We start from the raw sequence: 13718 nt of genomic DNA, 5'->3' as shown, positions 1-13718 counted from the left end.
TAGACAGTAAATCTTACAGCAAGTTTCAATGCATGCATTGCTGCTAACATTCGGGACAGTCAGCACAGTCCGCCAGGTTAAACCGTTGATCATAGCCGCAAATAAGTAGCTAACCATAATGAAATCATATATTTCTGACAGCCAGAAATATTCGCTTCCATATGGCCAGCTACTTATTGAGTCGGGTATTGATCAGAGATCATCAGGAATTACTCTCCCCCGGGAGTGGTATTACTTTCTGAAATTAAAAAGTGATAGAAATGAAACTTTTTAGCCAAACAAAGATCCAATCAGTAAAGCAACGTTTTATAACCAGTCAAAGCGCTACCGGAATAGTGCAGACAATCATTGATAGGAAGGCTATCAGGAAAGCATTAACATCACCAAAGGATCAGGTATATGTACTCTATCATTCAAAATAACCCCCCCGCCATGATTCACCCTTTGCCAGATCAATCGAATACCCCGGATAAAAATGAGGGCTCAGCGCTCTTGATTCCCAGAGATCAACTCAGGGAGCATCAGCGCAAGGAAATACTACTGGCAGCAAGGCAGGGAAAGTTGTGTATTCGAGTCATTAATTTAAGGGAAGAACAAGCCTATCTGAATCAGGTAAACAAAGCACCACGACCAGCCTGCCTGCTCCAGTACGGTTTACCTATTCAAACGAGATGTTTAGATACTTATCTTAAGGTAGGCATTACCAACCCGGAGATGCTTGCTGTTTATAAGAAGAATGCGGCAACCTGTCAACTGATTGATTCCAGGAAAGCAGTTCATGAACTTGGTGTGAAATGCCTGTCAGATTACGCTGAAATAGAGAAAAAAATGAGGGAGCTGGCGGAACGTCGATGGGATGTTTATCCCGGTTTTACCTCGGGGCATTTACAACCCGATGGAACATTTTCCCCCCCTAAATTAAAGCCATACGGTAAAAGACGTGATACGGGACTGATACCTTATCCTGAACTGCTCACCACGGGTTACGACAAAGCACAGATCAAGTGCTATTGCATCACAAAGCAAGAAGCCACCAGAGATATTTCCGATATCCTTCAAGAAAAACAGAGGTTGGAAAATACTTTGGGGATCGGTTCATTGCCATTGGCAGTGTATTGCCAGTCCAGTGGCTCTCTTGAGATCTATTTTGATGAGGATTTTGATGAGGATTTTGATGAGGATTTTGATGAGGAATTGAAGGGTAATCAACTGGCACATAACAATGATGCCTTTCTGGATAAATTTGCTGAATTTTATAGCATAGAGCCGGGGTTATTCAAAGAGGTGCTTAATATACTCCCAATGACGTTAAAGTTAGAGTCGTTAAAAAAAGTAGAAACATTAACATCATCTGCCAAAATCAGTATGTTGAACAAGCTGGTAAGAATGCTAAAAAAACCGGCCTGTTACAACCCTGAAGTGCTCCAGAAGATAATTGACAACAAATTTCCATTTAACGAGTATTTTTACATCGAGGGTGAGCATGTAACCCTTATGGATTTTTTTATTAGAAAACAACAAAAAAAATTTGTATATGAAAATTTCCTCACCCGAAGCCAGAGTAGATCGGCTGATGTTGCATTGGATTCAAAATCGAAAGATGAATTATTGTTTCATCACTTGATCAAGGGAGGAGCAACTAAAATCGAGAGCAAATCTTTACAAATATCGAACACTCCCCCTTATCTGTGTAATTATCTGGTAACAGTATTGACCACTTCGGAGACTTGCGGATTTTGGGATCTTATGAGTCAACCTGTTAATTTTCCCGCCATTAAGGTGGAAATTGATCGGATTTGTCAAAAATCTCATAATGCGCTGGGTCGTCTTTTAAAACAAGTACTGTGTGGACCGTTTAGTTTTGAAAAAGACATTACTTTTTTCAAGAATCATTTGTTGACTTTGTTTTATTATGGCGCTGTCCCAAATGAGGCGTTATTTGAAGATATAAGGTGCCGTCTACGTTTTGGATCAAGCCAGAAAATTCAAGAATCTTTGGGCAATAATTCCCTGGATGACTACTTCGAATGGGTTCAAAAAATATACCGGCAACGGGAGCAAGACCCTTTTTATCAATCCTGGCCAGCACAGGTTGAGGAGGCAAAACAGGCGATAGCGGAGCTGAGCGCATCCCTGGATTTGCAGACTGAGCAAGTACCTTCCCCATCGCCAGAAGTTGCGAACGAAACATCAGAGCTACAGTTTGTGGTGGACGCATTCAGTCAACCACCGGTGATTGCCAATGCGCAGGACAACGAAGAAACCATTCTGAAGATATTACAGCATTATTACCGTCGCCCCGGCCCGGAGCGGGTAATCAGCAGCCTTGGCCTTAATTCATTGCCGTCGGTATGGAAGCCTCTGCACGCCTGCAGTCATGTGTTGCGGGCCAGGAATAACGCACTCTGGTATATGGAGTTGCTGGAAAAATTCGGGTCATTGCATTGCACCAGCGATGAGAAAACCCTCCTGGCGCTGGCGGTTATATACCATGATGCGGCAGCCGAAGATGTTGGCAAAAATCGTGAAGAAACGAGGTCAGCGGAGTACTTCAAACGGGATCTGGCCGGACAATACCCACAGACTTTACTGGACGATATTGCCCTGGCCCTTGAAAGCAAGGAAAACGATGTTCATGGCAAGGATGATGACTCCCTGTCGGCAACGGTTCGTGGTTACCTGCGCGTATTGCGTTTTGCCGATCGCATGGACATTATTCGCTGCACGGGTGTCGGGGAAAATTTCCCGGGACTCACTGCCCCTGACGCCGACCTGTCGGAATTTAACGCGAGCCTGCTGGACCTCCCGCCGGAATTGAGCAAGTTCACCGCCGATCCGGAAAGAAAATCCCTGTTCCAGCGCAATCTTGAAGCCGCCATGCACGGAGCCGCCGACCTGGCAGGGGTCACCGGCCACCTGAGCCATGACCTGCGGGCTAACCCCTATGCTCACTCCTACCAGTTAACACCTGAAACCAGAGAACTCACTGCACAATTCGAGCGCACCCCGATGCCAGTGGGGAAAATGGAGGATTTCATCAACGACAACGCTCGTCGAAAAATTGCCCGTCTCGCTGGTATTCACACCTGCTCCGACCCGGATCACAAAACCTGTGGGACCGATAGCCAGCGGGGTCTCACCCGGGGCATCCATAATAGCTGGTATGACCTTCAACAGATCAAGCTTCCGGCCTGTATGACCCGTTTGGAAAAAATGCAGTGTGAATATGGTGATATGGATGTGCTGAGTGAAGAAACAGGACAGGCGATAGCAGTAGAAGTGCAACGGCTGAAATCCCGGGGAATACCCATGAATCTAGGCACATTGACTCAGAAAACGCTGGGGTCAGAGCGTGCCAAAAGGATACTGGAAGACGATAGAGGCTGTACAGTAACGACAGTGAAACGCCTCAGGGGGCATGATCAAGAGGGTAATCCACGGCTTGAGACAATGTTGGTGCCAAGTTTCAGTGTACAGCCCGAGAAGCCTCGCTAACGCCCTGGCTAATCGGACCGACCGGTTTTGCTGAGTCTGGATCAATGACCGCTGTTAAGGAATTACTTACTGAAAATAAAATTGATAGAACGGAAACTTTTAAGCCAAACAAAAGTCCAAATATGGAGTAGTTTTATAACCAGTTAAAGCGTTATCGAAATGGCGCGGACAATCATTGATAGGAAGGCTATCAGGAAAACATTAACATCACCAAAGGATCAGGTATATGGACCCTATTACTCAAAACACCCCCGCCATGATGAACCCTTTGCCAAGTCAATCGAATAATCAGGATCGTTCCGCCCAATGCTCTGAGGGCTCAGTGCCCTTGATTCCCAGAGATCAACTCAGGGAGGATCAGCGTAAGGAAATACTACTGGCGGCAAGGCAGGGAAAGTTGGGTATTCGAGCCATTTGTTCAGAGAAAGAACTAGGCTATCTGAATCAGGTAAACAAAGTACCACGACCAGTCTGCTGGGTCTGGCCCGGTGTACCTATTCAAACGAGACCATCAGGCACTGAATCCAAGGTAGGCATTACCAACCCGGAGATGCTTGCTGTTTATAAGAAAAATGCGGTAACCAGAGAATTGGTCGATTCCGAAAAAGCAGTTCATGAACTCTGTGTGAAATGCCTTTCAGATGACTCTGAATTAAAGAAAAAAATGGGGGAGCTGGCGGAACGTCGATGGGATGTTTATCCCGGTTTTACCTCAGGGCATTTACAACCCGATGGAACATTTTCCCCCCCTAAATTAACGCCGTATGGTAAAACAGGACTGATACCCTATCCTGAACTTCTCACCACGGGTTATGACAAAGCACAGATCAAATGCTATTGCATCACAAAGGAAGAGGCTACCAGAAATATTTCCGATATTCTTCAAGAAAAACACAGGTTGGAAGATGCTCTGGGGATCGGTTCATTGCCTTTGGCAGTGTATTGCCAGTCCAGCGGTTCTCTGGAGGTCTATTTTGAAGAGGAGCTTGTGGGGAATCAACTCAGGCAAAATGAGGCCTGTCTGGATAATCTTGCTCTATCCCATGGCATGGATCCGCAAATATTCAGAGGGATACTTAATATACTTCCAATGAGTTTAAAATCAGATTCGTTGAATAAAGTAGAATTAAAAGTATTTCTCAGAGCTATTGCTTTGAACAAGCTTGCAGGGATAATATCAAATCCAGCCTGCTACAACGATGAAAACCTACAGCTAATAAAAGATAATAAATCGTTATTTAACGAGCCTATTTACTTTAAAGGTCAACCTACAACACTTATTGAATTATTTATAAGAATACATCAAGAAAGATTTGAATCTGAAAGTGAACGATTATTTGTCCAGAATAGATCAGTTGACGTTGTATTGGATTCAAAAGGGATGGACGAATTAGTTTTTCATCACTTGATCAATGGAGGTACAACTAAAATCAACAAACAAGCTTTATATATATATTGTACTCCGCCTTATCTGTGTAATTATTTAGTAGCTGTTTTGGCACCTTCGGAAAGGTACGATTTTTGCGAGTTTCTGCCTCACTCTATTGATTTTCCCGCCGTTAAGGTGGAAATTGATCGGATTTGTCAAAAATCGCATAATGAGCAGCTGGGTAGATTTTTAGAACTCACACTGATGGAAGGACCGTTTAGTGAGGAGAAAAATTTTGTTTTTTTCAAGCATCATTTCCTGACTTTGTTTTATTATGGGGCTGCCCCCAATCAGACGCTATTAGAAGAAGTCAGGGAATTTATAAGTCATAAACCAAACCATGTACTACAAAAAGCTTTGGGTAAATCTTCGATAGATGATTACATCGAATGGGTTCAAAAAATATATCGCCAACGGGAGCAAGACCCTTTTTATCAATCCTGGCCAGCACAGGTTGAGGAGGCAAAACAGGCGATAGCGGAGCTGAGAGCATCCCTGGATTTGCAGAATGAGCAAGTACCTTCCCCATCGCCAGAAGTTGCGAACGAGACATCAGAGCTACAATTTGTGGTGGACGCATTCAGTCAACCACCGGTGATTGCCAATGCGCAGGACAACGAAGAAACCATTCTGAAGATATTACAGCATTATTACCGTCGCCCCGGCCCGGAGCGGGTAATCAGCAGCCTTGACCTTAATTCATTGCCGACGGTATGGAAGCCTCTGCACGCCTGCAGTCATGTGTTGCGGGCCAGGAATAACGCACTCTGGTATATGGAGTTGCTGGAAAAATTCGGGTCATTGCATTGCACCAGCGATGAGAAAACCCTCCTGGCGCTGGCGGTTATATACCATGATGCGGCAGCAGAAGATGTTGGCAAAGATCGTGAAGAAACGAGGTCAGCGGAGTACTTCAAACGGGATCTGGCCGGACAATACCCACAGACTTTACTGGACGATATTGCCCTGGCCCTTGAAAGCAAGGAAAACGATGTTCATGGCTGGGATGATGACTCCTTGTCGGCAACGGTTCGTGGTTACCTGCGCGTATTGCGTTTTGCCGACCGCATGGACATTATCCGCTGCACGGGTGTCGGGGAAAATTTCCCGGGACTCACTGCCCCTGACGCCGACCTGTCGGAATTTAACGCGAGCCTGCTGGACCTCCCGCCGGAATTGAGCAAGTTCACCGCCGACCCGGCAAGAAAATCCCTGTTCCAGCGCAATCTTGAAGCCGCCATGCACGGAGCCGCCGACCTGGCGGGGGTTACCGGCCACCTGAGCCATGACCTGCGGGCTAACCCCTATGCTCACTCCTACCAGTTAACACCTGAAACCAGAGAGCTCACTGCACAATTTGAGCGCACCCCGATGCCAGTGGGGAAAATGGAGGATTTCATCAACGACAACGCTCGTCGAAAAATTGCCCGTCTCGCCGGCATTCACACCTGCTCCGACCCGGATCACAAAACCTGTGGGACCGATAGCCAGCGGGGTGTCACCCGGGGCATCCATAATAGCTGGTATGACCTTCAACAGATCAAGCTTCCGGCCTGTATGACCCGTTTGGAAAAAATGCAGTGTGAATATGGTGATATGGATGTGCTGAGTGAAGAAACACGACAGGCGATAGCAGTAGAAGTGCAACGGCTGAAATCCCGGGGAATACCCATGAATCTGGGCACATTGACTCAGAAAACGTTGGGGTCAGAGCCTGCAAAAAGGATACTGAAAGACGATAGAGGCTGTACAGTAACGACAGTGAAACGCCTCAGGGGGCATGATCAAGAGGGTAATCCACGGCACGAGACAATGTTGGTGCCAAGTTTCAGCATACAGTCCGAGAAGCCTCGCTACCGCCTTGGCTAATTGGACCGACCGGTTTTGCTGAGTCTGGATCAATGACCGCTGTTAAGGAATTGTCCCGAAATAATTTCCACATTTTGAACTCGATTTCCGTTCATCCTGAGCTTGTCGAAGGGTGATTGGCACAATACATGAGGCCGGAGTTCACGCCCTTCGACAGGCTCAGGACGAACGTAGTTTTGATATTCAGAAATGTGGATATTATTTCAGGATAGCTCCTAAGGCCTAGTACATGGTTTCAATGAGTTTGACGTGTACAATCTCCGTTCACCCTGAGCGCCCTTCGGCTTGGCTCAGGATGCACGGACGAAGGGTGCTTGGCACAATCTATCAGAGTCCGGAGTTTCCGCCCTTCGACAGGCTCAGGACGAACGGAGCGCGGAGGCACGTCAACCCGTCAAACTCATTGAAACCATGTACTAGTGATTCGGGCATTGATCAGTGATCATCAAGAATGACTCACACCCAGGGTGTCGGTATTACTTACTGAAAATAAAATTGATAGAACGGAAACTTTTAAGCCAAACAAAAGTCCAAATATGGAGTAGTTTTATAACCAGTTAAAGCGTTATCGAAATGGCGCGGACAATCATTGATAGGAAGGCTATCAGGAAAACATTAACATCACCAAAGGATCAGGTATATGGACCCTATTACTCAAAACACCCCCGCCATGATGCACCCTTTGCCAGGTCAATCGAATAATCAGGATCGTTCCGCCCGATGCTCTGAGCGCTCAGTGCCCTTGATTCCCAGAGATCAACTCAGGGAGCATCAGCGTAATGAAATACTACTGGCGGCAAGGCAGGGAAAGTTGGGTATTCGAGCCATTTGTGCAGAGCAAGAACTAGGCTATCTGAATCAGGTAAACAAAGTACCACGACCAGTCTGCTGGGTCTGGCCCGGTGTACCTATTCAAACGAGACCATCAGGCACTGAATCCAAGGTAGGCATTACCAACCCGGAGATGCTTGCTGTTTATAAGAAAAATGCGGAAACCTGGCAACTGATTAATTCCGGAAAAGCAGTTCATGAACTCAGTGTGAAATGCCTTTCAGATGACTCTGAAATAAAGAAAAAAATGGGGGAGCTGGCGGAACGTCGATGGGATGTTTATCCCGGTTTTACCTCAGGGCATTTACAACCCGATGGAACATTTTCCCCCCCTAAATTAACGCCGTATGGTAAAACAGGACTGATACCCTATCCTGAACTTCTCACCACGGGTTATGACAAAGCACAGATCAAATGCTATTTCATCACAAAGGAAGAGGCTACCAGAAATATTTCCGATATTCTTCAAGAAAAACACAGGTTGGAAGATACTCTGGGGATCGGTTCATTGCCTTTGGCAGTGTATTGCCAGTCCAGCGGTTCTCTGGAGGTCTATTTTGAAGAGGAGCTTGTGGGGAATCAACTCAGGCAAAATGAGGCATGTCTGGATAATCTTGCTCTATCCCATGGCATGGATCCGCAAATATTCAGAGGGATACTTAATATACTTCCAATGAGTTTAAAATCAGAATCGTTGAATAAAGTAGAATTAAAAGTATTTCTCAGAGCTATTGCTTTGAACAAGCTTACAGGGATAATATTAAATTCAGCCTGCTACAACGATGAAAACCTACAGCTAATAAAAGATAATAAATCGGCTAAGTTACCGTTAATGGTTGAATCAGCTAAACTCCCATAAAATCTACGTTGTAGGGGAGTGATATGCAATCTGAACTCTTCCAGAATTTTATTGATTCCATTTCAACATTAACCAGTGAACAGCGAGACATTCTTAACAACTCGCTCCTTAGTACTCAAATAGAGGTTACCGAGGTAGTAGAAACCACTGACTCTGAACCTGTTTACAGTGAATCTATACCCAATAACGATTGTTTACAGTGAATCTATACCCAATAACGATAATGCAACACCTGACGTAGAAAAGAGCATACTTGCCCAATTTGCCGAAAACCCCAGGTGCCCCAAATGCAAAAGCCATAGCGTTGGTCGCTGGGGCATACGAAATGGCCGACAGCGCTACCACTGCAAGACTTGCGACTCAACGTTTAACGCCTTTAGTGGAACGCCTTTGGCAAGGCTCAGGCACCCTGAAAAATGGAACAAGTACCTCGCAGGTATGACTCACTCTATGGTCTTGCGACCAGCTGCTGCTGAGAATGCCATTGACTTGAAAACTGCGTTCCGCTGGCGTCACCGCTTTCTTGAAGTGATTAATAATGATCAAGCAGAAGAGCTTTGTGGCATTACTGAGCTTGATGAAACATTTTTCCGTGAATCCTTCAAAGGGCAAAGAGAAGGCCTTCCACGGCCAACCCGAAAGCGGGGTAATGATCCCAACAAAGCCCGAAAAGTCCCGGTAATGGTGGCTCGGGACCGTAATCGAAATACCGTTGACGGTGTATTAGAAAACGAAAGTGCTAATGAATTGTGCAGGCATTTAAATGGCCGCATATCGATACAGGCCACGGTCTGTGCGGATGCACACCTCGCTCACGAAAAACTTGCTGACAAGCTTGGATTTGTCTTCAAGGAGCTGGTGACATCAGCAGGTCAACATGTTGTTGAAGGCATCTACCACATCCAGACTGTAAATTCTTATCACAGTCATTTAAAACGCTGGATTGGCGGCGTATTCCAAGGGGTTGCAACTCGTTACCTTCCCCATTATCTGGCCTGGAGGCGAGAACTGACGGCAGCAAAAAAATTAACTGTTGGCCGGTTGATCAGCAGAATTACTGAACATTGGTGCTTCCAACCATTAACGGTAACTTAGCCTAATAAATCGTTATTTAACGAGCCTATTTACTTCAGAGGTGTGCGTACAACGTTTATTGAAATATTTATAAGAAGACAAAAATATGTCTTTAGCCATAGTAGATCGGCTGACGTTGTATTGGATTCAAAAGGGATGGACGAATTAGTTTTTCATCACTTGATCAATGGAGGTACAACTAAAATCAACAAACAAGCTTTAGATATATATTGTACTCCGCCTTATCTGTGTAATTATTTAGTAGCTGTTTTGGCACCTTCGGAAAGGTACGATTTTTGGGAGTTTCTGCCTCACTCTATTGATTTTCCCGCCATTAAGGTGGAAATTGATCGGATTTGTCAAAAATCACATAATGAGGAGCTGGGTAGATTTTTAGAACTCGCACTGATGGAAGGACCGTTTAGTCGGGAAAAAAAAATTTGTTTTTTTCAAGCATCATTTCCTGACTTTGTTTTATTATGGGGCTGCCCCCAATCAGACGCTATTAGAAGGAGTCAGGAAATTTATAAGTCATAAACCAAACCATGTACTACAAAAAGCTCTGGGTAAATCTTCGATAGATGATTACATCGAATGGGTTCAAAAAATATACCGCCAACGGGAGCAAGACCCTTTTTATCAATCCTGGCCAGCACAGGTTGAGGAGGCAAAACAAGCGATAGCGGAGCTGAGAGCATCCCTGGATTTGCAGACTGAGCAAGTACCTTCCCCATCGCCAGAAGTTGTGAACGAAACATCAGAGCTACAGTTTGTGGTGGACGCATTCAGTCAACCACCGGTGATTGCCAATGCGCAGGACAACGAAGAAACCATTCTGAAGATATTACAGCATTATTACCGTCGCCCCGGCCCGGAGCGGGTAATCAGCAGCCTTGACCTTAATTCATTGCCGACGGTATGGAAGCCTCTGCACGCCTGCAGTCATGTGTTGCGGGCCAGGAATAACGCACTCTGGTATATGGAGTTGCTGGAAAAATTCGGGTCATTGCATTGCACCAGCGATGAGAAAACCCTCCTGGCGCTGGCGGTTATATACCATGATGCGGCAGCCGAAGATGTTGGCAAGGATCGTGAAGAAACGAGGTCAGCCGAGTACTTCAAACGGGATCTGGCCGGACAATACCCACAGACTTTACTGGACGATATAGCCCTGGCCCTTGAAATCAAGGAAAACGATGTTCATGGCTGGGATGATGACTCCTTGTCGGCAACGGTTCGTGGTTACCTGCGCGTATTGCGTTTTGCCGACCGCATGGACATTATCCGCTGCACGGGTGTCGGGGAAAATTTCCCGGGACTCACTGCTCCTGACGTCGGCCTGTCGGAATTTAACGCGAGCCTGCTGGACCTCCCACCGGAATTGAGCAAGTTCACCGCCGATCCGGAAAGAAAATCCCTGTTCCAGCGCAATCTTGAAGCCGCCATGCACGGAGCCGCTGACCTGGCGGGGGTCACCGGCCACCTGAGCAATGACCTGCGGGGTAACCCCTATGGTAACTATTCAGCACTGAGCAAAGGCATATTACAGTAATTCCGAACAGCTCTATGAAGTGATTGATATATGTCCATTCCCTGTTTTCTGGCAGACGACAAATAGCTGCGAATCCGTGCAAACATAGAACCACCGTCTGCACTCCTGAAGCAGCCTGAGATTTTCTGCTTTAACTTGGCCATTCGAACATCCCGCTCACTGCCATTGTTATCGAAGGGAATGGTAAAATCTGACATGAAGCGCAGTGTCTCAGCCTTGAACTCAGTGAGTCGTTTGAAGAGATTGTAAGCTTTAGTATTCTTGACTTTCTTGCGCTTAAGCTCCTCTCGTTGCTTCTCCATATAGACGACTTCTTTCATTAGAGCCCGCTGAAGCAACCGGTCATAAATCTTCTCGATTCGTTCACAGACAACACTTGGCATCTGTAGCATACCTATGGTCTTAAAGCCCTTGCAGTAATGCCAGGAAAGCCTCAGTAGCTTCATCAATCGCAACGCCAGTTGATTGCTGTCCCTATCAACAACACCCAAAAGCTCCCTCAGGTGATGGGCATTGCAAAGTACGTGAGTTGCCGCATATGCAAAATAGGATTTCCAATGATCATGAACCAGAACGCCTGCAAATGTTAGCAGTATGCCCATCGTGTCCATGGCCTCACGACCTCGCTTTTCAGACAAGTAGTAGAGCGTCCATTGTTCATCCCGCATAACGTGTAGCCAGTGCAAAGAGCCCTCGGCCCGCATACCCGTTTCATCGGCTCCGGCAACAGACGATTCCCGCAAGGCGTCACGAATAACCTCTTCAGTAGAAGCCAGATTTTCATAGGTTCTGGCCACAAAATTGGCGACAGTGCCTGCACTTACACTCATTTTATAGAGAGTATTAAAATACTCTGACACGCGCTTAAAAGGCAGGAAATGGTATTGGTTAAGATAGACGGCCATAGCCTGTGTGGCTGAGCCATATTGTGCGGCAGCGGTAACACCTTCCGGGAATTCAGCCTGATTCCGACAACCACAAGTGCAGATTTTTACTTCAGCTCTATGGGCCGTTACTTCAAATTCACCCGGTCTCCCTGGTTCAAACACCTGTCGTTCAATATATTTGACCGGCTCACTATCAAGAAGAGACGCCTGACATTTATTGCATTCTTTAACCGGAAGGTACTCAATATAGTCCTGACTCTTGATCACATCTCTCCAGCGCTGAACTGCCGGGCTATCTGCCAGGTTTTTACCCGATCCTGCAATTTCGCCCAGCCTTCCCATACCACTAACCAGCCGGGCTGCCCTGTATGCTTTGAATCACCCCAACCACCAAGCCGAGCAATCGTTTGAAGCAGCCAAGTGACTGTTGGCGGCTTATCGGGCAACGCTTTTTTTTCATAGGTTAGCCAGAGAACCTGCCATTCATCATCACTGACCACCTCATTCGCGAGTGTTTTTTCACTCCAAAGCTTTCTGTCTTTGTGCTGCCTGTCATTCGGTAACATTAATGCTTCACGGATTTGCATTAGTCTGACAGCGACAAACATTAATATGACCGCAAGTCGTTCAATGTTATCCGGAGATTGCAGACGAAGCCTTTCTACTCCTGCTCCCGATTTCCAAGCCTTATGGAACTCTTCTATTCGCCATCGGAGCTCGTAAAATCGAATGATAGAGCGACAGTCTTCGAATGTTTCAATATCTTCAGTTGTCAATAGTACCCAGTGCAAACGGTCTTCGGAGTCATTGCCAATCTCTTCAGCCGACACAATATTCATAGTTACCGGTTCCGGCCTGCCGCCTGGCCTTTGCGGCGCCTGTATTGTCATCTTCTTTCTTTTGACCTGCAGCGTTGCCTTTCGCTTCTTTCTACCTCCTTTTTGAGGAACCACTATCGTATATTTCCCCAACACTTCAGTCTGAGCTAAGGAATCAAATAATAAGAGTTCGCCATCCACCAGGATTCTGTTTTGTGTAGCTCTTACAACAAACCGCTGTCGGTTATCCAGTTTGTAGTGCATATATTCGTATATATCCGCCTCCCGGTCGCAAACACTGATGATGTCAGGCATTTTACCCCCCATCCTTTGTTCTGTGTTTTCAGAGGCTCTTTGCCACTTAAAGCTTTCCTTTCCCTCGTAAGGTAGCTGACGACGTTGGTTCTTTTTCCCCCGAACGTCCTCTCTAACCCATTGTTCTTGATCAATAAGCCCAATGCTTCGCTCTGTATCCGCATCAACCAAGAAGACAGAGTGGACGTGGAATCCTCTGGTTTTAGAGCCTTCAGGACCTCCAAGATCACCAAGCTCGGATCTGACAGCATGTTTATAACCCAGGGTTGTTGTATCTTCGAGAGCCAGAAGTAGGCGAGACTGTCTCGCTATTTTGGCAGTTGCCTGAAAGCCTGCCTCAGCTATTGCTTCAGGCTTTACGGCCTCATTCTCAATCAGCCGGTAAGCTCCAGTTACCAGTGCGGTATAACCTTCGCATGAAGATGACAAAGAATTACCGGTATGAGCTGAAAGCTCGGCAGCAACTTTGACAAGTCGTTTTGTACGTCGAGTATCACCCAAATCAGCACATCCAAAAGTTAGTTCTGACCATGGTTTAGGAGAAAGTGGAAGCATGACCTGTTTTATCAGTGAGAAATGATAGAACAAG

9 protein-coding genes are annotated in these 13718 nt (G+C 46.2%); 7 read left to right on the top strand and 2 right to left on the bottom strand.

The window, feature by feature from the left end; genetic code table 11:
- Positions 1 to 492: 492 nt before the first annotated feature.
- From MJO57_RS26400 to MJO57_RS26370, 7 genes are all read left to right on the top strand, one after another.
- Positions 493 to 3495 (top strand): hypothetical protein, encoded by a 3003-nt coding sequence (locus MJO57_RS26400; RefSeq protein WP_252020026.1) that lies wholly within the window; start codon positions 493 to 495, stop codon positions 3493 to 3495.
- A gap of 226 nt (positions 3496 to 3721) precedes the next feature.
- Complete coding sequence (locus tag MJO57_RS26395) at positions 3722 to 6793, top strand: hypothetical protein (RefSeq protein WP_252020024.1); 3072 nt, start codon at positions 3722 to 3724, stop codon at positions 6791 to 6793.
- Between the two features lie 640 nt (positions 6794 to 7433).
- Positions 7434 to 8483, top strand: coding sequence for a hypothetical protein (locus MJO57_RS26390; RefSeq protein WP_252020022.1), 1050 nt, complete (start codon positions 7434 to 7436; stop codon positions 8481 to 8483).
- A 23-nt stretch (positions 8484 to 8506) separates the two neighbouring features.
- On the top strand, positions 8507 to 8686 hold the full coding sequence (locus tag MJO57_RS26385; protein ID WP_252019921.1) for a hypothetical protein: 180 nt from the start codon (positions 8507 to 8509) through the stop codon (positions 8684 to 8686).
- Positions 8652 to 9578: an IS1595 family transposase gene (locus tag MJO57_RS26380; RefSeq protein WP_252020020.1), complete on the top strand. Its 927-nt coding sequence runs from the start codon at positions 8652 to 8654 to the stop codon at positions 9576 to 9578. The genes MJO57_RS26385 and MJO57_RS26380 overlap by 35 nt, the downstream gene beginning before the upstream one ends.
- Before the next feature lie 42 nt (positions 9579 to 9620).
- On the top strand, positions 9621 to 10094 hold the full coding sequence (locus MJO57_RS26375) for a hypothetical protein (protein WP_252020018.1): 474 nt from the start codon (positions 9621 to 9623) through the stop codon (positions 10092 to 10094).
- Positions 10095 to 10302: 208 nt separating this feature from the next.
- Positions 10303 to 11109 (top strand): hypothetical protein, encoded by an 807-nt coding sequence (locus MJO57_RS26370; protein ID WP_252020016.1) that lies wholly within the window; start codon positions 10303 to 10305, stop codon positions 11107 to 11109.
- Here the strand turns inward: MJO57_RS26370 and MJO57_RS26365 are convergent.
- Both MJO57_RS26365 and MJO57_RS26360 read right to left on the bottom strand, forming a co-directional pair.
- On the bottom strand, positions 11076 to 12263 hold the full coding sequence (locus MJO57_RS26365) for an IS66 family transposase (protein ID WP_252020014.1): 1188 nt from the start codon (positions 12261 to 12263) through the stop codon (positions 11076 to 11078). The two genes, MJO57_RS26370 and MJO57_RS26365, sit on opposite strands and share 34 nt — an antisense overlap.
- Positions 12260 to 13684: an IS4 family transposase gene (locus tag MJO57_RS26360; RefSeq protein WP_252020013.1), complete on the bottom strand. Its 1425-nt coding sequence runs from the start codon at positions 13682 to 13684 to the stop codon at positions 12260 to 12262. Before MJO57_RS26360 ends, MJO57_RS26365 begins: the two co-directional genes overlap by 4 nt.
- Positions 13685 to 13718 lie beyond the last annotated feature (34 nt).

This window comes from Endozoicomonas sp. SCSIO W0465 (genome assembly GCF_023716865.1).
In the GTDB taxonomy this organism is placed as follows: domain Bacteria; phylum Pseudomonadota; class Gammaproteobacteria; order Pseudomonadales; family Endozoicomonadaceae; genus Endozoicomonas.
The sequence above is the reverse complement of the archived record's forward strand: the minus strand, read 5'-3'. Positions and strand labels throughout refer to the sequence as shown.